This window comes from Pseudomonas sp. AC211, assembly GCF_979258055.1.
The window spans coordinates 600,787-627,061 of the sequence record NZ_OZ409830.1 but is presented as its reverse complement, the minus strand read 5'-3'; the positions used below and the strand labels follow the sequence as shown (position 1 = coordinate 627,061).

The 26,275-nt window shown below is 60.2% G+C and carries 19 protein-coding genes and 2 pseudogenes; 12 read left to right on the top strand and 9 right to left on the bottom strand.

The window, feature by feature from the left end; translation table 11 throughout:
- Positions 1–92: 92 nt before the first annotated feature.
- Positions 93–2,627 (bottom strand): ATP-dependent helicase HrpB, encoded by a 2,535-nt coding sequence (gene hrpB, locus ACZZZP_RS03025; RefSeq protein WP_463384635.1) that lies wholly within the window; start codon positions 2,625–2,627, stop codon positions 93–95.
- Between the two features lie 213 nt (positions 2,628–2,840).
- On the opposite strand from hrpB, the gene ACZZZP_RS03020 reads away from it, so the two are divergent.
- The gene (locus ACZZZP_RS03020; protein ID WP_122492937.1) at positions 2,841–3,260 is read left to right on the top strand and encodes a polyribonucleotide nucleotidyltransferase; all 420 of its coding nucleotides are present in this window, start codon (positions 2,841–2,843) and stop codon (positions 3,258–3,260) included.
- Complete coding sequence (locus ACZZZP_RS03015) at positions 3,257–4,147, top strand: cation diffusion facilitator family transporter (RefSeq protein ID WP_463381757.1); 891 nt, start codon at positions 3,257–3,259, stop codon at positions 4,145–4,147. The genes ACZZZP_RS03020 and ACZZZP_RS03015 overlap by 4 nt, the downstream gene beginning before the upstream one ends.
- A 205-nt stretch (positions 4,148–4,352) precedes the next feature.
- Here ACZZZP_RS03015 and clpB read toward each other — a convergent pair whose 3' ends face one another.
- The 3 genes from clpB to rluD form a co-directional block, all read right to left on the bottom strand.
- On the bottom strand, positions 4,353–6,917 hold the full coding sequence (gene clpB, locus ACZZZP_RS03010; RefSeq protein WP_463381756.1) for an ATP-dependent chaperone ClpB: 2,565 nt from the start codon (positions 6,915–6,917) through the stop codon (positions 4,353–4,355).
- Between the two features lie 201 nt (positions 6,918–7,118).
- A complete protein-coding gene (pgeF, locus tag ACZZZP_RS03005) occupies positions 7,119–7,838 on the bottom strand; it encodes a peptidoglycan editing factor PgeF (protein ID WP_463384634.1) in 720 nt (239 codons plus the stop codon).
- A gap of 25 nt (positions 7,839–7,863) precedes the next feature.
- The gene (gene rluD / locus ACZZZP_RS03000; protein ID WP_463381755.1) at positions 7,864–8,808 is read right to left on the bottom strand and encodes a 23S rRNA pseudouridine(1911/1915/1917) synthase RluD; all 945 of its coding nucleotides are present in this window, start codon (positions 8,806–8,808) and stop codon (positions 7,864–7,866) included.
- A gap of 176 nt (positions 8,809–8,984) precedes the next feature.
- Here rluD and ACZZZP_RS02995 point away from each other — a divergent pair, with 176 nt between their 5' ends.
- The 4 genes and pseudogenes from ACZZZP_RS02995 (at position 8,985) to ACZZZP_RS02980 (ending at position 13,333) form a co-directional block, all read left to right on the top strand.
- Positions 8,985–10,004, top strand: coding sequence for an outer membrane protein assembly factor BamD (locus ACZZZP_RS02995; protein ID WP_122492941.1), 1,020 nt, complete (start codon positions 8,985–8,987; stop codon positions 10,002–10,004).
- Positions 10,005–10,180: 176 nt separating this feature from the next.
- On the top strand, positions 10,181–10,408 hold the full coding sequence (locus ACZZZP_RS02990; RefSeq protein WP_122492942.1) for a PP0621 family protein: 228 nt from the start codon (positions 10,181–10,183) through the stop codon (positions 10,406–10,408).
- Positions 10,398–11,989, top strand: a pseudogene (locus ACZZZP_RS02985) (sensor histidine kinase). Before ACZZZP_RS02990 ends, ACZZZP_RS02985 begins: the two are co-directional and overlap by 11 nt.
- Before the next feature lie 2 nt (positions 11,990–11,991).
- Positions 11,992–13,333 (top strand): annotated as a pseudogene (locus ACZZZP_RS02980) (sigma-54-dependent transcriptional regulator).
- Here the strand turns inward: ACZZZP_RS02980 and thiO are convergent.
- A complete protein-coding gene (gene thiO / locus ACZZZP_RS02975; RefSeq protein ID WP_463381752.1) occupies positions 13,334–14,437 on the bottom strand; it encodes a glycine oxidase ThiO in 1,104 nt (367 codons plus the stop codon).
- 202 nt (positions 14,438–14,639) lie between these two features.
- Here thiO and ACZZZP_RS02970 point away from each other — a divergent pair, with 202 nt between their 5' ends.
- From ACZZZP_RS02970 to ACZZZP_RS02945, 6 genes are read left to right on the top strand one after another with little or no spacing between them, the layout of a single operon-like run.
- Positions 14,640–15,125, top strand: coding sequence for a GspH/FimT family pseudopilin (locus tag ACZZZP_RS02970; RefSeq protein ID WP_463381751.1), 486 nt, complete (start codon positions 14,640–14,642; stop codon positions 15,123–15,125).
- A 5-nt stretch (positions 15,126–15,130) separates the two neighbouring features.
- Positions 15,131–15,586, top strand: a complete 456-nt coding sequence (gene pilV / locus ACZZZP_RS02965; protein ID WP_463536248.1) for a type IV pilus modification protein PilV — start codon at positions 15,131–15,133, stop codon at positions 15,584–15,586.
- Positions 15,583–16,566 carry a PilW family protein gene (locus ACZZZP_RS02960; protein ID WP_463381749.1) on the top strand — a complete coding sequence of 328 codons (984 nt, stop codon included), beginning with the start codon at positions 15,583–15,585 and terminating at the stop codon, positions 16,564–16,566. Before pilV ends, ACZZZP_RS02960 begins: the two co-directional genes overlap by 4 nt.
- Positions 16,563–17,045, top strand: coding sequence for a pilus assembly PilX family protein (locus ACZZZP_RS02955; protein ID WP_463381748.1), 483 nt, complete (start codon positions 16,563–16,565; stop codon positions 17,043–17,045). The genes ACZZZP_RS02960 and ACZZZP_RS02955 overlap by 4 nt, the downstream gene beginning before the upstream one ends.
- Before the next feature lie 28 nt (positions 17,046–17,073).
- Positions 17,074–20,964: a pilus assembly protein gene (locus ACZZZP_RS02950; protein ID WP_463381747.1), complete on the top strand. Its 3,891-nt coding sequence runs from the start codon at positions 17,074–17,076 to the stop codon at positions 20,962–20,964.
- A gap of 8 nt (positions 20,965–20,972) precedes the next feature.
- Positions 20,973–21,599: a type IV pilin protein gene (locus tag ACZZZP_RS02945; RefSeq protein ID WP_463536247.1), complete on the top strand. Its 627-nt coding sequence runs from the start codon at positions 20,973–20,975 to the stop codon at positions 21,597–21,599.
- Here ACZZZP_RS02945 and ispH read toward each other — a convergent pair.
- From ispH to ileS, 4 genes are all read right to left on the bottom strand, one after another.
- Positions 21,501–22,445: a 4-hydroxy-3-methylbut-2-enyl diphosphate reductase gene (gene ispH, locus ACZZZP_RS02940; RefSeq protein WP_463384633.1), complete on the bottom strand. Its 945-nt coding sequence runs from the start codon at positions 22,443–22,445 to the stop codon at positions 21,501–21,503. The genes ACZZZP_RS02945 and ispH overlap by 99 nt on opposite strands.
- Positions 22,446–22,508: 63 nt before the next feature.
- Entirely contained in the window at positions 22,509–22,952 is a 444-nt protein-coding gene (locus ACZZZP_RS02935) for an FKBP-type peptidyl-prolyl cis-trans isomerase (protein WP_122492951.1), read from the bottom strand.
- A complete protein-coding gene (lspA, locus tag ACZZZP_RS02930) occupies positions 22,945–23,451 on the bottom strand; it encodes a signal peptidase II (RefSeq protein ID WP_122492952.1) in 507 nt (168 codons plus the stop codon). Before lspA ends, ACZZZP_RS02935 begins: the two co-directional genes overlap by 8 nt.
- Positions 23,444–26,275 carry an isoleucine--tRNA ligase gene (ileS, locus tag ACZZZP_RS02925; protein WP_463536246.1) on the bottom strand — a complete coding sequence of 944 codons (2,832 nt, stop codon included), beginning with the start codon at positions 26,273–26,275 and terminating at the stop codon, positions 23,444–23,446. Before ileS ends, lspA begins: the two co-directional genes overlap by 8 nt.

Below are 26,275 nucleotides of genomic sequence, written 5' to 3'. Positions count from 1 at the left end.
CAGATTGAGCGCCATACCATCATTCTCCAGGGTGTTCGGCGAAACGGTTGAAGGGCAGCTATCGGCTGCCCTGGGCATTGCATGAGTGCCGCTCAGCGGCGAGGTTTGGCGCGGGCGGTGGGCTCGGCGATAAGAGGGTCGTCGGGCCAGTAATGTTTGGGATAACGGCCCTTCAATTCTTTCTTCACCTCGGCGTAGGTGCTGCGCCAGAAGTTGGCCAGGTCTTGCGTGACTTGCACCGGCTTGCGCCCTGGTGAGAGTAGATGGAGTTTCACCACCTGGCGGCCATCGGCAATGCGCGGGGTGTCGGCCAGGCCGAACAGCTCCTGCATGCGCACCGCCAGCACGGGCGGCTCGTCGTTGTAATCAATGCCGATGCGCGAGCCGGACGGCACTTCAATGGCTTTCGGTGCGAGCTGTTCCAGGCGCTGCGGCAGCGGCCAGGGCAGCAGGGTTTGCAGCATGTTGTGCACATCCAGCGTGCCGAAGTGGCTCAAGCGCGTGACCTTACCCAGATAAGGTTGCAGCCAGGTTTCCAGGCTCGTCAGCAAGGCCGCGTCGCTGACGTCGGGCCATTCGCTGCTGGCGTTCTGGGCCAGGTCGAGGCGACGCAACAAGGCGATGCGCGCTTGCCACTGGCGCAGTTCGGGCGTCCAGGGCAACAGTTCCAGGCCTTTGCGGCGGACCAGGCCGAGCAAGGCGCGGCTGCGGGTGGCTTCATCGAGGTCAGTCAGCGGCTCGCGGTTGAGCACCAGCTCGCCGACGCGCCATTGCCGTTCGGCTTTCAGCGCGCCCTGGCGTTCGTCCCACTCGAGTTCTTCGCGCACCGTTACCTGCTCGCGAAGCACGCTGTCGAACAGCGCCGGGTCAAGTTCGGCGGCCAGGTAGATGCGTTCTTCACGCTGGCCCTGGCGACTGCCCAATTCGGCGACCACCAGCCACGGCTGTTTCATCAGTGCATCCGGCTCACCGAACTGCGCGGCGCGGCCATTGGCCAAGCGGTATTCGCCGCCGCCAGTCCGGCGTTGCTGGGCAACACGGTCGGGATAGGCAAACGCCAGCAGTGCGCCCAGCCAGCGTGAATGCTCGGGGTCGCTGACCGGTTCGGTGGGTTTGCCGCGCAGGTACGAACGAAATTGTTTAGCCAGTTGCCGAGCCCGCTGCACGCCGCCCTGCCCGCCTCGCTGGCCGCGCTCTTCGCCGCTGAGCAGGGCCAGGCGGCTGTGCAAGTCCGCCCCGCCGCCGCGTTGGATGTCGCGCTCGCCGAGCAACGCAGCGATGTCGCAGGCCAAGTCGCCAAGTCCCAAGGCCTGCCCGCGCAGCAGCAAATGGGCGATGCGCGGATGAGCCGGCAGCTCGGCCATGGCCTGACCGTGGGGCGTGAGCTGACCGTTTTCCTGCAAGGCACCGAGGCGCATGAGCAGGTCCTGCGCCTGGGCATACGAAGCGCTGGGCGGCGCGTCGAGCCAGGCCAGCTCCTGCGGCGTCACGCCCCAGCGCGCCAGTTGCAAGGCGAGGCCGGCGAGGTCGGCTTGCAGAATTTCAGCGCTGCCGTAGGCGGCCATCTGTTCATGCTGAGCCTGGGACCACAGGCGATAACACACGCCCGGTTGCAAACGCCCGGCGCGGCCGGCGCGCTGGGTGGCGCTGGCGCGGGAGATGCGTTGGGTGTCGAGGCGGGTCATGCCGCTACCAGGATCGAAACGCGGCACGCGGGCAAAACCGGCGTCCACCACCACGCGCACGCCATCGATGGTCAGGCTGGTTTCGGCAATGTTGGTGGCGAGCACCACTTTGCGTTTCCCCTCGGGCGCCGGCTCGATAGCGGCGCGTTGGGCGCGCAGGTCCAGATCGCCATGCAATGGACACAACAGAATGTCGCTGCGGCCTTGCAGCGCTTCGGCCAGTTGATCGTTAACCCGACGGATCTCGCCCTGCCCCGGCAAAAACACCAAGACGCTGCCGGGTTCGTCGGTTAGCGCTTGCAACACCGTTTGCACGGTGCGCGGTTCGATGCCTTCTTTGGCATACGGGCCGGCCGGCTGGAACGGACGGCCCCAGTGGGTTTCCACGGGGAACATGCGCCCTTCGCTGCGCACCACGGGCGCGTTGTCCAACAGCGCTAACAAGCGCTCGCCTTCCAGCGTGGCGGACATCAGCAGCACTTTTAGCGGCGGGTCTTCGCGCAATAAGGCGCGGCCGTTAAGGGTGAGGGCCAGGGCCAGATCGGCGTCGAGGCTGCGCTCGTGGTATTCGTCAAAGATGACCAAGCCCACGCCTTCCAGCGCCGGGTCGTCCTGCAGGCGACGGGCGAGAATACCCTCGGTCACCACTTCAATGCGGGTGGCCGCGCTCACTTTGCTTTCCAGGCGAATGCGATACCCGACGGTGCCGCCCACCGCTTCGCCCAGTTCACTGGCCAGCCGTTCGGCGGCGGCGCGTGCCGCGAGACGGCGCGGTTCGAGCATGATGATCGACTGCCCGGCCAACCAGCTTTCGTTGAGCAACGCCAGCGGCACGCGCGTGGTTTTACCGGCACCGGGCGGCGCTTCCAGCACGGCTTCGTGGCGCTCGGTTAGGGCCGCGCGCAGGGCAGGCAAAACAGCGTCGATGGGCAGCGGAGTCATGGACATGGAAAGGTCATTGGCGGCGTTCACAGTGGGGCGGCGAGTATACCGGCGAACGGCCAGTCGCTACCTGTGGTCTTAGCTGGGCAGCGCTTGCTGCGGCGAGCGTGCATGGCTTGTATAGTTGCCCACTTTCCAGATTCAGCGAGCGAAGGTCGGCCGCGAAACGGCCCCAACGCCGCGCACAATGTTTATCTCAAAGGAGTGTTTGCGATGCCCGTAAAGTCTCGTGTAATTGGTGGTGCATTGATCGTTGCCCTGCTCACTCAACTGAGCGCGTGCGGCAGCATTTTCTTCCCGGATCGTCGTGGCCAGATTGAAGGCAAAATCGACCCGGTGGTCGCCGGCCTCGACGCCATCGGCCTGCTGTTCTATGTGATTCCCGGCCTGATCGCGTTCGGCATCGACTTCGCCACCGGCGCCATCTATTTCCCCGAAGGCCAGAGCGCGCAAATCGATCCACAAAAACTGCAAGACACCCTCGGCGCCGACGGCAAGGCCGACCCGGTTCGCCTCAAAGCCCTCATTCAACAGGAAACCGGCCGCACCCTGCCGCTGGATGATCCGCGCCTGATTCAGCACACCGGCAGCCTGCAACAACTGGCCGCTTTTGGTCTGCGTCCCGCCGCATGAAATTGAGCGCGGCGCACGAGCGCCTGCTGCGCCAGGCCACCTTCGCTTCGCTGGCAGTAGCGATCACCCTGATCGTGGCCAAAGGCGTGGCGTGGTGGTTAAGCGGTTCGGTGAGTTTGCTGGCTGGCCTGACCGACTCGCTGCTCGATGGCGCCGCCTCGCTGCTTAACTTGCTGGCGGTGCACTACTCGCTACGCCCCGCCGACGATGACCACCGCTACGGCCACGGCAAAGCCGAAGCCTTGTCGGCGATTGCCCAGGCGTTGTTTATTGCGGTGAGTGCGGTGTTGGTGGCGGTGCAAGCCATTGAGCATTTGCGTCATCCAGAGCCGCTCGGTTCACCCGAACTCGGCATTGCCGTGATGGTGCTGTCGCTGGCGCTGACAGTGGCGCTACTGGCTTTCCAATACCGCGTCATCCGCATCACCGGTTCCACGGCCATTCGCGCCGACTCCCTGCACTACCGCTCCGACTTGCTGCTTAACAGCAGCATTCTGCTGGCATTGGTGTTGGCCTGGTTTGGCTGGCAACAGTTGGACGCGCTGTTCGGGCTGGGCATCGCCGCTTACATCCTCTGGAGCGCGGTGCAGATTGCCCGTGAGTCGGTGGCGGTGTTGATGGATGAAGAGCTGCCGACCGACGTCAGCGCCAACATGCTTGAGCTGGCCTGCCAGGTGCCCGGGGTGCTGGGTGCCCATGACTTGCGCACGCGCATCTCGGGCACGCATTGGTTTGTGCAGTTGCATTTAGAGTTGCCAGGAGAGCTGAGCCTGACGGTGGCTCATGACCTGTGCGAGCAGGTGGAGAAGGCGATTATTGCGGCTTATCCACGGGCTGAGGTGTTGGTGCATGCCGATCCGCAGGAAGTGGTTCGGCAGCGGGGATGAGTAGGAGATCAAGGTAACTGTAACGGTTTCAAAACCGCGCCATTCCCGCGAAAGCGGCGAGCCTACGACTCGGAATCCAGGCTGGCGCAGGTAAATGCGCTCGTCATGCAAACCTGGATTCCCGCCTGCGCGGGAATGACGGTGGACTGGACGTAGGCTGGGACACACCCCAACTTATCGCAGGGATGAAGCCCAGCAGTGACGATCACGCAAACGTAATCTCGTCACCATCGACCACGCCGGTCACGGTCGACCCCGGCGCAAACTTGCCGCTCAGGATCAGTTGCGCCAACGGGTTTTCGATCCAGCGTTGAACGGCTCGTTTCAGCGGCCGCGCGCCGTAGACCGGGTCGTAACCCACGGCGATCAGCTTGTCCAACGCCTCGTCGCTCAAGTCCAGGTTCAACTCGCGCTCGGCCAGGCGTTTGCGCAGGCGGCCCAATTGAATCTGGGCGATGCCGGCAATCTGGTCACGGGCCAACGGCTCGAAAATCACCACTTCGTCGATACGGTTGATGAACTCTGGGCGGAAGTGGTTGCTCACCGCGTCCATCACCGCCGCACGCTGCGCTTCCTGGTCGCCGACCAATTCCTGAATCTGCGCGGAACCGAGGTTTGAGGTCATCACGATCACGGTGTTGCGAAAATCCACAGTGCGGCCGTGGCTGTCGGTTAGGCGGCCGTCTTCCAGCACTTGCAGCAGCACGTTGAACACATCCGGGTGCGCCTTCTCCACTTCGTCGAGCAGCACCACCGAGTAAGGTTTACGCCGCACGGCTTCGGTGAGGTAACCGCCCTCTTCGTAGCCGACGTAACCTGGCGGTGCGCCGATCAGGCGGGCAACCGAGTGCTTCTCCATAAACTCCGACATGTCGATGCGCACCAGTGCTTCTTCGGTGTCGAACAGGAACTCGGCCAAGGCTTTGCACAGCTCGGTTTTACCCACCCCGGTCGGGCCGAGGAACAGGAACGAACCGCTCGGCCGATCCGGGTCGGACAGGCCGGCACGGGAACGGCGCACGGCGCTGGCCACGGCGGTCACGGCTTCGTTCTGGCCGATCACACGTTGGTGCAGCAGGCTTTCCATTTTCAGCAGTTTGTCGCGCTCGCCTTCGAGCATTTTCGCCACGGGAATGCCGGTCCACTTCGAGACGACTTCGGCAATTTCCTCTTCGGTCACGCGGCTGCGCAGCAATTGGTTTTCGGTTTTGCCGTGCTGGTCGACCATCTGCAGGCTGCGTTCAAGATCAGGAATGATGCTGTATTGCAGCTTGGCCATTTGCTCCAGATCGCTGCGACGGCGCGCGGTTTCCAGCTCTTGCCGGGCTTGCTCGATTTTTTGCTGAATCTGCGCGGAGCCCTGTACTTCAGCTTTCTCCGACTTCCAGATTTCTTCCAGATCGGCGTATTCGCGCTCGAACTTGGCGATGTCTTCCTGCAATTTGTCGAGGCGTTTGAGCGCCGCGTCGTCGCTTTCCTTTTTCAGCGCTTCACGTTCAACTTTCAGTTGAATCAAGCGACGTTCCAGGCGGTCGAGCACCTCCGGCTTGGAGTCGATTTCCATACGGATGCGGCTGGCGGCCTCGTCCATCAGGTCGATGGCTTTGTCGGGCAGCTGGCGGTCGGTGATGTAGCGGTGGCTGAGTTTTACTGCAGCGATGATGGCGCCGTCGGTGATCGCCACTTTGTGGTGAACCTCGTAGCGCTCTTTCAGGCCACGCAAAATGGCGATGGTGTCTTCCTCGCTCGGCTCATCGACCAGCACTTTCTGGAAGCGACGCTCCAGCGCCGCGTCTTTTTCAATGAACTGGCGGTACTCGTTCAAGGTGGTGGCGCCCACGCAGTGCAGCTCGCCACGGGCCAGCGACGGTTTGAGCATGTTGCCGGCGTCCATAGCGCCTTCGGCCTTGCCGGCGCCGACCATGGTGTGCAGCTCGTCAATAAACAGAATGACGCGGCCTTCCTGTTTGGACAGTTCGTTGAGCACCGCTTTCAGGCGCTCTTCAAACTCGCCACGGAACTTGGCGCCGGCAATCAGCGCGCCCATGTCCAGCGACAGCAGGCGTTTGTCTTTAAGGCCGTCGGGCACTTCGCCGTTGACGATGCGCTGCGCCAAGCCTTCGGCGATGGCGGTTTTACCTACGCCGGGTTCGCCGATCAGCACGGGGTTGTTTTTGGTGCGGCGCTGCAACACTTGTATGGTGCGGCGAATTTCGTCGTCACGGCCGATCACCGGATCAAGCTTGCCTTCTTCAGCGCGCTTGGTGAGGTCGACAGTGTATTTGTCCAGTGCCTGACGCGACTCTTCCACGTTCGGGTCGTTGACCGCGTCGCCACCGCGCAGGTTGTTTACCGCGTTCTCAAGAGCCTTTTTGCTGACGCCCTGACCCAGCAGCAGCTTGCCGAGCTTGGTGTTTTCGTCCAACGCGGCGAGGAGCACCAGTTCGCTGGAAATGAACTGGTCGCCCTTCTGCTGCGACAGGCGATCGGCCTGATTGAGCAGGCGCGCCAGGTCTTGGGAGAGGTTAACGTCGCCCGTGGGGTTCTGGATTTTGGCCAGTTGATCGAGCTCTTTGGTCAGCGCCTGACGCAGGACATTTACGTCAAAACCGGTCTGCATCAGCAGCGATTTGATCGAGCCGCCTTGCTGTTCCAGTAAGGCCTGCATCAGGTGCAATGGCTCGATGGCGGCGTGGTCCATGCCCACGGCCAGAGACTGGGCGTCGGATAACGCCAATTGCAATTTGCTGGTTAAACGATCGATACGCATAGGTTTACCTTCCTTTAGAGGGCAGCCGGCGCAATGAACGCACCTGATAAAAAATGTCTGCCGGGATGCTCAAGTAAGTGAGGCCGATTGTTCGGGATTCAAGGTGCGCTGACGGCGAACGCGAACGAACGGGCCGACAAGGCGGCCGACCGGCATTTGAATTGACTGTAGTTGCAAGGACGGCGTGGCGCCGGGCTCAGCTCAGGGTGCGAGCCATACCAATGAGGCGAAACGGCCGGTGCGGGCGGCGCGGCGGTAGGAGAAAAAGCGTGAATCGCTGACGGTGCATAAGCCGCCACCGTACACCTCCGTTACGCCACGAGCGGCCAGGCGCAGGCGGGCGAGCTGATAAATGTCGGCAAGGTATTTCCCGGCATTGGCGCTCGGCACAAAGGCTTGTTCGGCTTCGGGCTGCACGGCCATAAACGCCTCGCGCACCTCGGCGCCCACTTCAAAGGCTTGCGGGCCGATGGCGGGGCCGAGCCAGACGAGTACGTCGCTTGGCGGTACGGCGAGCGAGTCAAGCGTGGCTTCCAGCACGCCGTTAACCAGCCCGCGCCAGCCGGCGTGTGCCGCCGCCACACGGGTGCCAGCGCGGTCGCAGAACAGCGCGGGCAGGCAATCGGCGGTCATCACCGTGCAGGCGATGCCGGGCGTGGCGGTCCAGCTGGCATCGGCTTCGGCTACCTGAGCGGGATCGGCAGCGGCCACGGCAACGCCATGCACTTGTTTCAGCCAGGCAGGCTGACAGTGCAGTTGGGCGATGAGGGAATGGCGGTTGGCAGCGACGGCGCCAGGGTCATCACCGACGTGGTCACCGAGATTAAAGCTGTCGAACGGGGCTTGGCTGACACCACCGGCGCGGGTGGTGACACAGGCTTTGACCTGCGCTGGCGCAGGCCAATCCGGCGTTAGCCACAGGGAAGTTTGCTCAGCCGACACCAATTCAGCCGACAAAAGCTTCGCGGTCCTGGCGCAGCAGTGACAGCAGCCAGACGAAGTCTTCCGGCAGTGGCGACTCCCACTTCATGCGCTGGCCCGATACCGGGTGAGTCAGCTCGAGGAAACGCGCGTGCAGGGCCTGGCGCGGGAATTCTTTCAACGCGAGCAGCATGGTCGGGTTAGCGGCTGGCGGAATACGGAAGCGGCCGCCGTACGCCGGGTCGCCCACCAACGGGAAGTTGATGTGCGCCATGTGTACGCGAATTTGGTGGGTGCGGCCGGTTTCGAGTTTGACCCGGGCGTGGGTGTGCGAGCGGAAGCGCTCCAGCACGCGGTAATGGCTGATGGCTTGTTTGCCGCCTTCCATTACAGCCATGCGCTGACGTTGCTGACCGTGGCGGCCGATCGGCGCGTCAATCTTGCCACCGGCGGTAATCACGCCAATGACGATGCATTCATAAATGCGGCTGACCGAACGTTTTTGCAGCTGGTCGACCAGTTGCGTTTGCGCCTGAATATTTTTCGCCACCACCATCAAGCCGGTAGTGTCTTTGTCCAGGCGATGGACGATGCCGGCGCGGGGCACATTAATAATGTCGGGCACATGGTGCAGCAGCGCATTGAGCAAGGTGCCGCTCTGGTGGCCCACGGCTGGGTGAACAACCAAACCCGCCGGCTTGTTGATGACCAGGATGTCGTCATCTTCGTAGACGATGTCCAGCTCGATGTCTTCGGCCACCCATTCGCCTTGTGCTTCCTGCTCGGCATTGAGCTCCAGGACGCTGCCGCCGTGCACGATGTCACGGGGGCGCACCACCTCGCCGTCCACCGTCAACAGGCCTTCTTTGATCCAGGCGGTAAGGCGCGAACGCGAGTGTTCACTGAAGAGTTGGGCGGCGACTTGGTCGAGGCGCTGGCCGCCCAATTCGGACGGAACCTCGGCGCGCATCTGGATGGCTAACTTATTAATTGGAGGAATGCTCGGTAACGGCGCGGCGTAGGCTTTGGTTTCGGCTACGCGCTTGTGGTTAAATACGGCGTCTTTGTCCCGGGGTAACCGGGGCGCTCATCATAACAGGACGGCTCTGCTCAAGACAGCCAGCCGTCACAGGGACGCAAGCCGCCATGCAAGTGAAACACCTGCTGCTGATCGCCATCCTCGCTCTCAACGTTGCCTGTTCTTCTAATGAAGTTGTAGACGAAAACCTGAGTGAGTCCGAGCTGTACCAGCAGGCACAGACCGATCTGGACAACAAGAGCTACACCAGCGCCGTCACAAAGCTGAAGGCATTGGAGTCCCGCTATCCGTTTGGCCGCTATGCCGAACAGGCGCAGTTGGAACTGATTTACGCCAACTACAAAAACGTTGAGCCGGAAGCCGCCAAGTCCGCCGCCGAGCGTTTTATCCGCCTGCATCCCCAACACCCGAACGTTGACTACGCCTATTACTTGAAAGGCTTGGCCTCGTTCGACCAGGACGTGGGCTTGCTGGCGCGCTTCCTGCCGCTGGACATGACCAAGCGCGACCCCGGCGCCGCCCGCGACTCCTTCAACGAGTTTGCCCAGCTCACCAGCCGCTTCCCCAACAGCCGTTACGCCCCCGACGCCAAGCAGCGCATGATTTACCTGCGCAACCTGCTGGCGGCCTATGAAGTACACGTGGGCCACTACTACCTGACGCGCCAGGCTTACGTAGCCGCCGCCAACCGCGGTCGTTATGTAGTTGAGAACTTCCAGGAAACCCCAGCCGTCGGCGATGGCCTGGCGATCATGACCGAGGCCTACCAGCGCCTGGCCCTGAACGACTTGGCTGACACCAGTCTGCAAACGCTGAAGCTCAACTACCCCGACCACCCGAGCCTGGTGGACGGCAAGTTCGTGCCCCAGGAAGACGAAGCGGACAACCGCAGTTGGCTGAGCAAAGCCACCCTGGGCCTGATCGAAAGCGACGCGCCGCTGCCACCAGGCGAAACCCGCGCCAGCCAAGACGTGATCAAGCAGTACCAGGATGCCGAACAGGAAATCCCGGAAGACTTGCTGCCGCCTGAAGACGAAAACAGCGAAGCCGAGGAAGAACACGAAGCGGAAGGCAACAACACCGACCGTTCCTGGTTCAGCTACATGACCTTTGGCGTGTTCGACTGAACAAGCAACGGGTTAATAAAGAGGAGGCTTAGGCCTCCTTTTTTGTTGCCCGCGTTTTTGCCGGCGTAGCTTCACAGCCGGAACTCACGGACACAACGCACACCGTGCCATTTCCCGGCTGTGCGGGCGCCACCAGCTTGGCTAAACTGCCAGCCTCACGAAACGAAGAGTCAATTATGGGACGCTTGTTAATCTGGATCGGTTTAATCTGTGCCGTGTACTGGCTGTGGCGCCGCGCAACGCGCCCCGCCCCGGCTAAACCGGGCCTTGAAGAAGCCGCGCCGATGGTGCGCTGCGCCCATTGCGGCGTGCACACGCCTCGCGTGAGCGCCGTCAACCAAGGCTCGCAGTGGTTCTGCAGTCAGGTCCACCTCGAGCAGGGCGCTACCCGCAGTGACCGGTGAAACTCTGACCCTGAGCAGCCTGCAAGGGCAGCGAATTCTCAAGATCTACCACCTGTACCGCGTCGCGATCGGCGTGCTGCTGGTGGTACTGATCTACAGCGAGCTGGATAACCAGCTGCTGCAAATGGCCAACGACAGCCTGTTCAAATACGGCAGCTGGTTGTACCTGATCCTCAACGCGCTCATTACTTTGGGCGTACGCCGACCGCAACACCTGGCGCAGGTGTTCAGCCTGAGCATGGTCGATGTAATCTTGCTGTCCGGCCTGTTCTACGCCGCAGGCGGCACGCCAAGCGGCATCGGCACCTTGCTCATCGTCGCGGTAGCCATTGCCAATATTCTGCTGCGTGGCCGCATCGGCCTGCTGATCGCAGCGGTTGCTGCAATCGGCATGATCTACCTGACCTTCTACCTGAGCCTGAGCAATCCAGCCGCATCAAGCCAGTACGTGCAAGCCGGGGCATTCGGCACGCTTTGCTTTGCAGCCGCTTTATTCGTCCAAGGCGTAACCCGCCGCCTGCAAGTCAGCGAAACCCTGGCCGAAAAGCGGGCGGCCGACGTTGCTAACCTCGAAGCCCTCAACGCCCTGATTCTGCAGCGCATGCGCACCGGCATTCTGGTGCTCGACGGTCAGCACCGCGTGCTCTTGGCAAACCAGGGCGCGCTCAGCCTGCTTGGCCGCGACGAGCTGGCCGGCAAAATCCTCGACCCCCACAGTCCCGAGCTGGTCAAACGCCTCCAGCATTGGCAGCGCAACCCACGTTGCGCCCCTCCAGCATGCAAGCCGTGAACGACGGCCCGGTGCTGCAGCCCAGTTTTGTCACCCTGCAGCGCGGCGAGAAACAAGACACGCTGGTGTTCCTCGACGACATCTCTCAAATCGCCCAACAGGCACAGCAACTCAAACTAGCCTCCCTCGGCCGCCTGACCGCCGGCATCGCCCATGAAATTCGTAACCCGCTGGGCGCCATCAGCCACGCCGCGCAGCTGCTGCAAGAATCCGAAGACCTCGATGGCCCCGACCTGCGCCTGGCGCAGATCATTCAGGACCATTCGCGGCGCATGAATCTGGTCATCGAAAACGTGCTGCAGCTGTCACGCCGGCGCCAGGCCGAGCCGCAGTTGCTCGATCTCAAATACTGGCTGCACCGCTTCGCCAGCGAGTTCCGCACCACCACCAGCGAAAGCCAGCTGCTGCATCTGGAAACGTCCGGCAGCACCATTCAGACGCGCATGGACCCCAACCAGCTCACCCAGGTGCTGACCAATCTGGTGGAAAACGGCTTGCGCCACAGTGCGATCAAAAACAAGCAAGGCCAGGTGTGGCTGAAACTGTTCCGCGACCCGGACAGCGACCTGCCGATTCTGGAAGTGCTGGACGACGGCGCCGGCGTTCCGGCCGAACATATGCAGAATATTTTCGAGCCCTTCTACACTACCGAAAACAAAGGCACGGGCCTCGGCCTGTACATTTCCCGCGAACTCTGTGAAAGCAACCAGGCCCGTCTGGACTACAAAACCCGCGATGCCGGCGGTGGCTGCTTCCGCATAACCTTCGCCCACCCGCGCAAATTGAGCTGACCATGACCGCCCGGCAAAAAGCCCTGATCGTCGACGACGAGCCCGATATCCGCGAGCTGCTGGAAATTACCCTCGGCCGCATGAAACTGGACACCCGCAGCGCGCGCAACGTCAAAGAAGCCCGCGAATGGCTGGCCCGCGAGCCGTTCGACCTATGCCTCACCGACATGCGCCTGCCCGACGGCACGGGGCTGGAACTGGTGCAGCACATTCTCCAGCGCCACCCGCAAGTGCCCGTGGCGATGATCACGGCTTACGGCAGTCTCGACACGGCGATCAACGCCCTCAAAGCCGGCGCCTTCGACTTCCTGACCAAACCAGTGGACCTAGGCCGCCTGCGCGAACTGGTCGCCACCGCCCTGCGAATTCGCAGCAACGACGGCGAGGAAGTGACCGTCGACAACCGCCTGCTCGGCGATTCGCCGCCCATGCGCGCCTTGCGCAAACAAATCTTCAAACTGGCGCGCAGCCAGGCGCCGGTTTACATCAGCGGCGAATCGGGCAGCGGTAAGGAACTGGTAGCGCGCCTGATCCACGAACAAGGCCCCCGCGCCGAACTGCCCTTCGTGCCCGTGAACTGCGGCGCGATTCCGTCCGAGCTGATGGAAAGCGAATTCTTCGGCCACAAAAAAGGCAGCTTCACCGGCGCCATCGAAGACAAACAAGGCCTGTTCCAGGCCGCCAACGGCGGCACCTTGTTCCTCGACGAAGTGGCCGACCTGCCGCTGGCCATGCAAGTGAAACTGCTGCGCGCCATTCAGGAAAAAGCCGTCCGCACCGTCGGCGGCCAGCAAGAAGTGGTGGTGGACGTGCGCATCCTCAGCGCCACCCACAAAGACCTCGCCGCCGAAGTGGCCGCCGGCCGTTTCCGCCAGGATTTGTACTACCGCCTGAACGTGATCGAGCTGCGGGTGCCGGCCCTGCGCGAGCGCCGCGAAGACATCGCCCAGCTGTGCGACGTGATGCTCAAGCGCCTCGCCGAGGGCACAGGCCTAGCCGCCGCCACCCTCGACCCCGACGCCCTGGAAAGGCTGAAAAACTACCGCTTCCCCGGCAACGTGCGCGAACTGGAAAACATGCTGGAACGCGCGTACACCCTGTGCGAAGACGACCGCATCCAAGCCAGCGACCTGCGCTTGGCCGACGCCAGTGGCTCCGGTGAAAACGGCGAGGCGAGCCTGGCGCAGATCGACAATATTGAGGACTACCTCGAAAACATCGAACGCAACCTGATCATGCAAGCGCTCGAAGAAACCCGCTGGAACCGCACCGCGGCGGCCCAGCGCCTAGGGGCTGACCTTCCGTTCCCTGCGCTACCGCCTGAAAAAGCTCGGCATCGACTGATCACAGCGCTTCGAGTCGACCCTGCGGCGCGTAAGGCGCGGGGTCGATGATGGGCGGGTTGCCCAGCATCAAATCCGTCAGCAACTGACAGGACGCCGGCGCCAGCACCAGCCCATTGCGGTAATGGCCGCAATTCAACCACAACCCCTCGAACCCCGGCACCGGCCCAATAAACGGAACGCCCTCCGGCGAACCCGGCCGCAACCCCGCCCAATGCCCCACCACCTCGGCGTCTGCCAAAGCCGGTAGCAACTCGATGGCCGACGCTTTCAAACTGGCGAGTGCCTCATCGGTAGGCGTCTTGTCGAAACCGCAATGCTCCAGCGTGCTGCCGACCAGAATGTGGCCGTCCTTGCGCGGAATGGCGTAACGCCCCTTAGCCAACACCATGCTCGGCAAAAAGTCGGCAGCGCACTTGAACAGGATCATCTGACCTTTTACCGGCACTACGGGCAGCGCAAGCCCCAGCGTGCCGAGCAATTCGCCACTCCAGGCGCCAGCCGTGAGCACTACACGCTCGGCATGGATGTCGCCTTCGGCGGTGTGCACGCCAACAATCTTGTCACCCTCGCGAATAAACCCGGTAACCGGCGTTTGCTCACGCAGCGTGACGTTGGGCATTTGCATCAGCGCGGCACGCAGCGCTTTGACCAAACGAGGATTCCTGACATTGGCAACGCCGCTCATGTGCACCGCGTGCTGATAGCCCGAACCGAGAACCGGAACGGCACCGTACACCTGGCTCATCGGCACCGACGCCAATGGCCGACCGAGCGCTCGCGCCCAGGCCAGCGCTTGGGCTTCGTCGTCAAGATCCAGCCAATACAGTCCGGTGACGAAGACCTCGGGATCAATGCCGGTTTGCTCCAGCAACTGATTGCCCAAACCTGGATAGAAGTCTTGAGACCAGTGGGCTAGCGCTGTTACGGCCGAGGTGTAGCGCCACGGGTAGAGGGGAGAAACGATGCCGCCGCCGGCCCAGGAGGATTCGGTGCCGGCGGTAGAGCGGTCTAGCAAAACCACGGATTGTCCCTGCTTCGCCAGATTGAACGCGGACATCAAACCGATTGCCCCGCCGCCTACCACAACAGTTCTACACGCCATCACTTCCCCACTTAGCCAGCAAGACATAAGCCGCGAAGAATGCGCAGTTTTAAAACTGACGGCAAGGTCAGCAATGCCGCATCCGACTGAAAGCTAACGGCGCCTAGCCGTATAAACCCAATAACTGACCGGACATCTCCTACATGTTTGTAGGAATTAACGAAGCTGAGAGGATCCGCTCACGAAACTCCAGAGGTCCGTTATGCGTCACTCCCGTGGATTCACTCTCGTCGAATTGCTTATGACACTGGTCGTGTTAGGGATCCTTATGAGCATGGCGATCCCAGCTTTTAACAGCATGGTCCAGAGCAACCGCACTCAAGCGGTGACTAATGAGCTGGATACTGCCATTCAACTCGCTCGCTCCGAAGCACTGAAACGACGCAAAAGCGTGATCATCTGCCGGAAAAACTCGAACTCAACAGCGTGCGAGGACGGTACGGATTGGTCCGGCGGCTGGCTCATCCGTCAAGTAAGTGGAGACATTCTGCGCATCTGGGACGCCACGCCCGATAGCGTGGTGTCTGGGCCTAACGCTGGCATTACCTTCCAGAGCAACGGACTGGGCAGCGGTGCGGCGACATTCAACGTCAACGTGACCAGTTGCAAAGACGGAAAAAGACGCGCCATCACCGTTGCGGTTACAGGCAACAGCACCCTTAGCCAAACAACGTGTACGCCATCATGAGACCTATGAGTTCGCGCCAAAAAGGCGCCACCCTGATTGAAGTGCTGGTAGCCATGATTGTTCTCGCCATTGGGCTACTGGGCATTGCAGGCATGCAAACCACCAGCGTGCAGGCAAACCAGAGCGCGGCCTATCGCTCGCAGGCAACGCTGCTAGCAGCCGATATCGTCGACCGCATGCGCGCCAACCGCACGGTCGCGCTTGCGGGCGACTACAACATCGCCAGTTTCCCCACGTCGTCGAGTTCAAACAGCGTTGCCGGCACACGTGTCCAAAAAGATCTGGCGCAATGGAAAAACCAACTGGCGCTCTCGCTGCCCGACGGTACCGCCACCATAGCTCTGGCGAGCAACGTGTTTACCGTCACCATTCAGTGGAATGACCGTCGAGGCCGCATCAAAGCTGCAGACGCGAATACCACCGGCGACCTTTCGCAATTCACCTACAGAGCAAGACTATGAGCGCACTCCGTTTAACCCCGCAAAAGGGGCTTTCGCTCATTGAGCTGCTTATCGCCATGGCCTTGAGCTTGCTCTTGATTGCAGGCGTGCTGCAGATATTTCTGTCCAGCAAGCAAACCTACGTCACCACCTCGGCGCTATCCCGCGTTCAGGAAAACGGGCGTTTTGCCTCGGAATTTCTAGCCTTTGATATCCGCAATGTCGGCTACAAGGGCGAGTGCGTGGCCCCCATCAAAAACCTGACGTCGCTGACCGATGACCGCTTTTTGCTTGATATGGGTTTGAAAGGCTGGGACAACTCGGAAACCACGCTGCCAACCTGGTTTACCGCGGCCGATCGGCTCGGTGGCACCGACATGATCCTCGTCAAGCATGCGGTAAATCCTTCGACGGCCATCATTGCCAACAACAACGTCACCGCCTCCTCAGGTACGACATTTACCCTGACACAGGCAAGCGGCATTGCTACGGGCACGCTGCTGGTGGCAGCAGACCCAATTGGCTGCGACCTCTTTCAGAACCAGAGCAACGCAACTGTCTCAGCCGTCAGCAAACCCACGGCGGGGACGTTTAGCCATAACTACAACAATGAAATGGAAATCCTGGCTTATCAAAGCGCGATTTATTTCATCAAAGCCGGCGGCACTGGCCAGCCACCTTCGCTGTGGAGAATCCGCTACAACGTTGGCACTACCGGAATGACCCCAGAACAACTGGTGGAAGGCGTGCAAGACATGCAAATCCAGTATGCGGTCGGCACCAATGGAGTGATAACCGGGGAATATGTTGACGCACAGAGCATCACTGATTGGTCGAAGGTGGTTTCGGTGCAATTTCACCTGCTAGTTGTCAGCAGTGACACTAACGTAGTGCCGCAGAACCAAGTCATTTCCTTTAAAGGCTCAAACGTGACGATCTCCAATCGCCGGTTTGCGCAAGTCTTTACCTCGACCTTAGGAATTCGGAATCGCCTGCCATGAACAAGTTTCCCAGAGCCCTTAATCGTGGCAAGCAGAAAGGCGCGGTGTTGATCGTTGCGCTGGTGATGCTCCTGCTGTTGACCATCATCGGTATCAGCAGTATGCGTGGTACCACCATGCAAGAACGTATGGCCGGCAACATGCGTGATCAAAGCCAGGCGTTCCAGGCGGCGGAGTCTGCGCTGCGTAAAGGTGAGGTCGCGATCCGTGGGAAAACGGTCTCCGAATTGCAAAACCTGACCACCTCCCCGACATGGACCAACTCGGATGCCATTACCGACCTGCCGACAGCGCCGAAGTATTTGATGACGCCCATTCCGGGGGTAAGCCTGATTAAAGCCGGCGAATCCTTGAAAAGTGGCACACCGATCGAGATGGCGGTAATGCGCGTGGAAGCCGAAGGTTATGGCGTAACGACCAATGACGACAACTCGGCTGGCTCAACCGTTAATTTGCGCTCCATATACATCAGAAGATAATTTCATTCGTTTACCGCGGAGCAGCATTATGGTCCTCCAGCCTTCGATTAAATCATTCAAACGCTTCAGCGCTTATTTCGTTGTAGCGCTGGCAATGTTTTCCAGCACAAACCAGGCGATTGCCGCAATTTCCCAGACTCCATTATTAGTTGGGGGCGGGAATGTGCCCGGGAGTTTGGCGCTCACGCCATCGGTGGAATATCCGACTATTCTGACGACGGCGAACATTGAAGACTACGCAAGCACGACGTTGTTCTCCGGTTATTTTGACTCCGGAAAATGCTACTCGTATACGCGGGTATCTTCCGAAACCAGCGAAAACGTAAGTCGCTTTGTTCCGCAAAGCACGACCACCGATAGAAACTGTACAGGCGCGAATAGTTGGAGCGGTAACTATTTGAACTGGGCGGTCACGCAAACGATTGACCCATTCCGGTCTGCGCTTACCGGCGGTTATCGTGTTGTTGATACCGAGACAATGACTGTACTTCAAAAGGCTCGAAATACCGGCCAGAGCACCAACCCCGAACGCACAGTCTTAAGGAATTTCGGCGACCCACTCGGCGAGCAGACTTTGAGAACGCGCATTCAGGGTTTGGGCAACAAGATGCAGTTTACTCTTGGTAGCGCGTGGGCTACTTGGTGCAAACCTCGGAAAAACGGTTGCGATAACACTAATAAAACTAACGCCACGTATGACGGGTCCACTATCGAACTTGGCGTCATCTATGAAGTTAACGCCCGTGTTGAAGTTTGCAAATCGACCATGCCAGAGGCTAACTGCGTTGCGTACGGAAGTAATTTTAAACCTGAAGGGTTGATTCAGGCTTATAATCGAAACTTGCGGTACAGCGTTTTCGGTTATCTGAACGACTCAGATCAAAATAGGGATGGGGGAGTACTACGTGCAGCACAAAAGTACGTCGGACCTAAAAACTTCGATGACACGAATAATACTAATAAGGAATGGGATCCAAACACCGGCATACTGGTGAAAAACCCGGATGGGGCTACCACTAGCATGGGTGTAGCCATTACCAATAGCGGTGTAATTAACTACATCAACAAGTTTGGCGAGTTAACCAATAACCAGCACAAAGGTATCGACCCTGTCAGCGAGCTCTATTACGCTGCCACTCGCTATTTCAAGGGTATGTCCGCTGTTCCTAGCTACTCTAGCTACGTCGCAGGAGCAGCAGAGAACGCTCGTTACGCTGATGAATTCCCGGTAATCTCTGATTGGACTGGCCTGGACCCTATCACCGCCTCTTGCCAGAAAAATGTGATCCTCGGTATTGGTGACACGAACGCGCATAAGGATAAAAACCTGCCGAGTGGCAGCAACAACACCAATACGACCAATGAGCCAACAAAGCCTGCGGCCGTCATTGCCGACACATCGGTTAATGTGGTGACTGCCGCAAACAGAGTTCAGGTGCTGGAAAGGAACGATACGAACAACCTGGATATGAAAGCGACCGGAAACTCGTTTAACGGTCTCGACAACTCTTCCTACATTGCCGCCCTCGCCTACGACTCCCACACTATGGACATTCGCCCGCCTCTTGCCGAAGGCGCTGCAGGCCCTCGAGCCTGGTCAGGAAAACAGACTATCTCCACCTACTGGGTCGATGTTCGGGAAGGTGCGGTGTTAAAGCCCCGCAACCTAAACCAGTACTGGCTAGCAGCAAAATACGGTGGTTTCACTGTTCCGAGCGACTATGGTGACCCGTACACCCGTACTGCTCGACTGCCTGACTCATGGTGGACAAAAACTGGCGAAGCTACGCTCTCCACCGGTGACAAACGCCCGACCAACTTCTTTGTGGCAAGCGACGCGACGAATATGGTGGAAAGCTTGAAGTCCGCTTTCGCCCAAATCGCAACCGAAGTACGTGGAACTACAACTTCGCTCGCCACTAACTCGACGCAACTGGAAACCGGGAGTGCGGTATTTCAGTCGCAGTTCGACAGTGCGAAATGGAGCGGCGACTTACTGATGAAAACCGTGAGCGAAACTGGTGTGGTTTCGGGCACACCAAGTTGGAACGCGGCCGCATTGCTAGACGCTCGGGCAGGCGTAACCGAGCGAAAAATATTTACCAGTAACACTCTGGCGGCCAGCGCTGACAGCCTGTATTCAACTTCGACAACGGGCGTCAATTTCGCCTGGGGCACACTGGATGTCGGTACTAAAACAGCTCTGAAAGCCACCGCCAGCGGTTCAGGAGTAGATGACTCCGTTGGCGAGGCCAGGGTCAACTTCCTTCGCGGCGACCGCAGCGAAGAACGTACCAGCGGTGCCGATACCACTCACCCGTTCCGCCAGAGAGACAGCCGACTGGGTGACATCGTTAACTCTGACCCCCAGTACATTGCCAAACAGGATTACGGATACAACCTGCTGCGTACCGCTGCCTGGGGCTCCGCAGGCAGCGCTTACCTAACCTATCGCGCCAGCGCGCCCTATCAAGCGCGCACCCCGCTAATTGTGGTCGGGGCGAACGACGGCATGCTCCACGGCTTCAGTGCCATAGCTGGGGCAGGCGGAGGTACTGAGCTGTTTGCCTATGTACCGCGAACTATTGCCGCCAGTCTCTATGAGCTGACAGACCCCAACTACACCCACCGTTACTACGTCGACGGCACTCCTACCGTTTCCGATGCTTATATCAACAATACCTGGAAATCGATCGTAGTCGGCACCACCGGAGCGGGAGGCCCAAGCGTCTTCGCGCTCGATGTGACCACCCCCGACAACATGGACAGTTCAAAAGTTCTTTGGGAGTTCACCGCACCAGATCTAGGCAGCACTATCCAACAGCCTGCTGTCGTCGCGCTGGCTAACGGTAAGTTTGGCGTGGTGGTGAGTAGCGGCTACTCAGACACGGCAGTTACCGCCGGCAAAGTTTGGATTCTCGATGCCGCTGATGGCTCGGTGATCAAGAAATTTTCGCTGCCTACTACAGGTTACCTGGGCGAACCGCTGGCCGTGGACATTAACAACGACCGAATGACGGACCGCATTTACGTCGGTGACACCCAAGGCAACCTTTGGCGCTTGGACGTGAACAGCGCCACTGTGGGCGATTGGGGCGCGCCTAGCTCTCTGGTTACCGGCGGCTCACCTATCCCATTGTTCACAGCCCGCGATACGAATGTGTCGACTCCTCGCGTGCAACCGATCACAGCGCCGCTCTCCGCTGCACTGAATACGGACGGCAACCCAATCATCCTGTTTGGCACTGGTAGCTTTTACCAAACCGGCGACAAAGATCTTTCTACCAACCAACGTATCGATAGCTTCTACGGCATCATTGATAGTGGAGCTCAGATTGCAAGCAATCGGTCAACGCTACAGGAGCAAACTATCCTGCAGCAGGTAACCGTAGGCGGCACGCTGCTTGGACGAATCTTGAGTAATACAACTATGGGGAGCAGCTCCAAGGGTTGGTATCTCGACCTTCTATGGAAGCGCTCAGGCATCCCCAACGACCCGACGGGCGAACGAGTGGTATCTCGGGCGGCGGTCCGTAGTGGCGTAGTGACGTTTGCCACCATGACCCCCTCCAGCGACGTATGCACAGGGGGAGCTACTAGCTGGATTATGTCTATAGATTTGTTTAGCGGTGGCCGGCTGGCGTCTGATTATTTCGACATGAATGGCGATGGCAACCTGACCGCCGCCGATAGTTATACCGATCCGGTTACGGGACAGAAGATCCCCTATTCGGGGCGCTCAAATACAACCGAAGGCGCCATTAAAACTCCAACGTTCTTTAATGGCCCGTCTACCGACACCAGCGGCACCGGCAAAGACCTGATCTGCTTCGCTAGCTCTTCCGGCGCGATCCAGTGCAGCCCCGTTCCGTCTGGCACCCGAACATCTGACCGTGTTTCCTGGCGCGAAATTAGATAAGGATTGATATGAAACCAGTACTCAACCTGCACCGCCGCGCTCGGGAGCGCGGCTTTACTCTAATCGAGCTGATGGTAGTTGTAGCGGTTATTGCGATTATTTCGGCCGTTGCCTATCCGCAATATACCGAGCATGTGCGAAAGGCCAATCGGGCAGATGCTCAGTCAGCATTGGTGGAGTTGTCACAGTGGATGGAGCAGCAGTACACCGTTAAAGGCTTCTACTCTGCCACCGCTGCCGGCACGGATTACCCAACACTGCCTTTCAGCACTTCGCCTAAAGGTGGCTCAGCGGTTTACGACCTGACCCTTAGCGCTATCGGTAAGAACAGCTATACCCTGCAAGCCGCACCAGTTGCAGGAAAGGTAATGGCGAATGACAAATGCGCCAGCCTGACGCTGACCAACACAGGACTGAGAAGCCAGAGCGGCAGCGGTTGTCACCAGCGCCGATTGCTGGCGCCGGTAATCACCGCTGCAAAAAAACGCCCCGGCAAGCTGATTGTCGGGGCGTTTTATTTTATGCGAAAAGGCCGGTCAGACAGCCTTCAACCGCAACTCCTTCGGCATCGAAAACGTCACATTTTCCGGCCGCCCTTCCAGTTCCTCAGCGCCGGTAGCGCCCCACTCTCTTAACTTCTGCACCACGCCAAGCACCAGCACCTCAGGCGCCGAAGCCCCTGCGGTAATGCCGATGCGCGCTTTGCCTTCAAACCAGCCTTGCTGCAAATCCTCGGCGCCATCTATCAGGTAAGCCGGGGTGCCGAGCCGCTCGGAAAGCTCGCGCAGGCGGTTGGAGTTGGAGCTGTTGGGGCTGCCGACGACAAGCACCACGTCGCACTCGCTGGCGAGCTGTTTGACAGCGTCTTGGCGGTTTTGCGTGGCGTAGCAGATGTCGTCTTTGCGCGGGCCGCCGATGCTGGGGAAGCGGCTGCGCAGGGCGTCGATGACGCGGCTGGTGTCGTCCATCGACAGCGTGGTCTGGGTGACGAAGGCCAGGGTTTCGGGATTGCGCACTTGGAGGTTGGCGACGTCGGTTTCGTCTTCAACCAGGTAAATAGCGCCGCCATTACTGGCGTCGTATTGGCCCATGGTGCCTTCGACTTCCGGGTGGCCGGCGTGGCCGATGAGGATGCATTCGCGGCCGTCGCGGCTATAGCGGGCGACTTCGATGTGCACTTTGGTCACCAGCGGGCACGTGGCGTCGAATACTTTCAGGCCGCGCGATTCGGCTTCTTTGCGTACGGCTTGGGAAACGCCGTGGGCGCTGAAGATGACGATGACGTTGTCGGGCACCTGGTCCAGTTCTTCGACGAAGATGGCGCCGCGGGCGCGCAGGTCTTCGACGACGAATTTGTTGTGAACCACCTCGTGGCGAACGTAGATCGGCGGGCCGAAGACTTCGAGGGCGCGGTTGACGATTTCAATCGCGCGGTCAACGCCGGCGCAGAAGCCGCGCGGGTTGGCGAGTTTGATTTGCATGGCTACTTCTTGCATGGGGCTTCTCTCTTCCGCCCCGAGGGCAGGTGCCAGGTCACCGGCGGGTCAGGCCGGTTTGACCTCGATGATTTCGACTTGAAAGCTCAGGGTCTTGCCGGCCAGCGGGTGGTTGAAGTCGATGGTGACCTGGCTGTCATCAAAGGCTTTGACCACCCCAGGCAGTTCGGTGTTGGCGGCGTCGTTGAAGATCACCAGCAGGCCATCCGACAACTCCATGCCTTCGAACTGCGAACGCGGCATCACTTGCACGTTTTGCGGGTTGGGCTGGCCGAAGCCGTGCTCCGGTTCCACTTGCAGGGTGCGCTTGTCGCCAGCCTTGAGGCCGAACAAGGCGGCTTCGAAGCCGGGCAACAGGTTGCCGTCGCCCACTTTGAAGGTGGCCGGTTTCTTGTCGAAGGTGCTGTCGACCACGTCGCCGTTTTCCAGGTTCAGGGCGAAGTGCAGGGTGACTTGTTTGTCCGGGCCGATACGCAGGGCGTCGTCAGTCATGGGCGGGCTCTCCGGCTTTTTTGCTTTTGAACATGTCCAGGGCCAGCAACACGGCGCCGACCGAGATGGCGCTGTCGGCGATGTTGAAGGCCGGGAAGTACCAGCGGTTCTGCCAGTGCACGAGGATAAAGTCGATGACGTGGCCGAGCACGATCCGGTCGTACAGGTTGCCCAGCGCGCCGCCGAGCACCAGCGACAGGGCCACGGCGAGCAGGGTTTCTTCAGGTTTGAGGCGCTTGAGCCAGACCACCAGCGTGGCGCTGACGGCCACGGCGATCAGGGCAAACAACCAGCGCTGCCAGCCAGAGCTGTCGGCCAGGAAACTGAAGGCAGCGCCGGTGTTGTAGGCCAGCGTCCAGCTGAAGAGGTCGGGAATGACCACGATCTGCTGATACAGGCTCAGGCTGTTTTCGAAGTAGAGCTTGGTGGCCTGATCGAGGATCAGCACCACCAGGCTCAGCCACAGCCAGGACAACCGGCCAAGACGGGCGTTAGGCATAGTGACGAACCTCGCCAGCGCCGCTGATGTTGTCGACGCAACGACCGCAGATTTCGGGGTGCTCCGGATTCACGCCGACGTCTTCACGGCAGTGCCAGCAGCGCGCGCACTTGGCGTGAGCTGATTTCACCACTTTGAGTTTCAGGCCGGCGACCTCGGTCACCACGGCGTCAGCTGGCGCGCTGGTTAATGGCGCTACGGCAGCGGTCGAGGTGATCAACACGAAGCGCAATTCGTTGCTGAGTTTGCCCAGGTCGCTGACCAGCGCGTCTTCGGCGTACAGGGTCACTTCGGCTTGCAGGTTGCCGCCGATCGCTTTGGCGGCGCGCTGGTTTTCCATTTCCTTGTTCACGGCCACTTTCACGGCCATGACGCGCTCCCAGTAAGCGCGGTCCAGCTCGGAGCCATCCGGCAGTGCTGTGAGCCCTTCGTACCAAGTGTTGAGCATCACCGATTCGTTGCGCTCGCCCGGCAGGTATTCCCACAGCTCGTCGGCGGTGAACGCCAGGATCGGCGCGATCCAGCGCACCAGCGCTTCGGCGATGTGGAACAGCGCGGTCTGGCACGAACGGCGCGCCTGGCTGTCGCTGGCGGTCGTGTACTGGCGGTCTTTGATGATGTCCAGGTAGAAGCCGCCCAGCTCCTGCACGCAGAAGTTGTGCACCTTGGAGTAGACGTTCCAGAAACGGTACTCGCCGTAGTGTTCCTGCAACTCGTTTTGCAGCAGCAGGGCACGGTCTACAGCCCAACGGTCCAGCGCCAGCATGTCTTCGGCCGGCAGCAGATCGGTGGCCGGGTTGAAGCCACTGAGGTTGGAGAGCAGGAAGCGCGCGGTGTTGCGGATGCGGCGATAAGCATCGGCGCTACGTTGCAAAATCTGGTCAGAGACGGCCATTTCACCCGAGTAATCGGTGGCCGAAACCCACAGACGCATTATGTCGGCGCCCAGGGTGTCGTTGACCTTTTGCGGGGCGACGACGTTGCCCAGCGACTTGGACATTTTGCGGCCGTTTTCGTCGACGGTGAACCCGTGGGTCAGCAGTTCGCGGTACGGGGCGTGGTCGTCCAGCATGCAGCCGGTCAGCAACGAGGAATGGAACCAGCCGCGGTGTTGGTCGGAACCTTCCAAGTACAGGTCGGCGCGCGGGCCGGAAGCGTGGCCCATCGGGTGCGAACCCCGCAGCACGTGCCAGTGCGTAGTACCAGAGTCGAACCAGACGTCGAGGGTGTCGCTGATTTTGTCGTAATTGCCGGCTTCGTCGCCCAGCAGTTCAGTCGGGTCGAGTTTGAACCAGGCTTCGATGCCTTCGTGCTCGACGCGCTTGGCCACTTCTTCCATCAGCTCGACAGTGCGCGGGTGCAATTCACCCGTGGCTTTGTCGAGGAAGAAGGGGATGGGCACGCCCCAGTTGCGCTGACGCGAGATGCACCAGTCCGGGCGGTTGGCGATCATCGAATGCAGGCGCGCCTGGCCCCAGGCCGGTACGAACTGGGTGTCTTCGATGGCTTTAACCGCGCGTTGGCGCAGGGTGTTGCCGGTGTTGGGCTGTTTGTCCATGCCGACAAACCACTGCGCGGTGGCGCGATAGATCAGCGGGGACTTATGGCGCCAGCAGTGCATGTAGCTGTGGCTGATGGTTTCGGTGTGCATCAGCGCGCCCGCTTCGCTGAGTTTCTCAACGATGGCGGGGTTGGCTTTCCAGATGAACTGACCGCCGAAGAACGGCAGCGACTCAACGTACACGCCGTTGCTCTGCACGGGCGTGAGGATGTCGTCGTTGACCATGCCGTAGCGTTTGCAGGTCACGAAGTCGTCTTCGCCGTAGGCCGGGGCGGAGTGAACCACGCCGGTGCCAGCGCCCAACTCGACGTACTCGGCCAGGTATACCGGCGAGAGGCGGTCGTAGAACGGGTGACGGAAATTGATCAGCTCAAGCGCAGCGCCGGGCGCCGTGGCAATCACCGTGCCCTCTAGGCCGTAACGGGTCAGGCAGGCTTGCACCAGTTCTTCAGCCAGGATCAGCAGCTTGTCGCCGACATCGACCAGGGCGTAGATGAATTCGGGATGGACGTTGAGCGCCTGGTTGGCCGGGATGGTCCACGGGGTGGTGGTCCAGATGACGATGGCGGCGGGCTTGCTCAGCGCGGGCAGACCGAATGCAGCGGCCAGTTTGGCGTCGTCGGCAATCGGGAACGCGACGTCGATGGTCGAGGATTTTTTGTCCTGATATTCAACTTCGGCTTCAGCCAGGGCCGAGCCGCAATCGAAGCACCAGTTAACCGGCTTCAGACCTTTGAATACGAAACCGCCTTTGACCATTTCGGCCAGGGCGCGGATTTCGCCGGCTTCGTTGGCGAAGTCCATGGTTTTGTACGGGTTGGCCCAATCGCCCAACACGCCCAAACGAATGAACTCGGCTTTCTGCCCTTCTACCTGCTCGGCGGCATAGGCGCGGCACAGTTCGCGGGTTTTGTCGGCAGGCGGGTTTTTGCCGTGGGTGACTTCCACTTTGTGCTCGATGGGCAGGCCGTGGCAGTCCCAGCCAGGCACGTACGGCGCGTCGAACCCGGACAGGGTTTTCGAGCGCACGATCATGTCTTTGAGAATTTTGTTAACCGCGTGACCGATGTGAATGGTGCCGTTGGCATAGGGCGGGCCGTCGTGCAGCACGAACTTGGGCCGGTCCTTACCAATCTCACGCAGCTTCTGGTACAGGCCAATGCTGTCCCAGCGCTGCAGAATCTGCGGTTCGCGCTGTGGCAGGCCGGCCTTCATTGGGAAGGCGGTATCCGGAAGGTTTAGCGTGGCTTTGTAGTCGGTCAT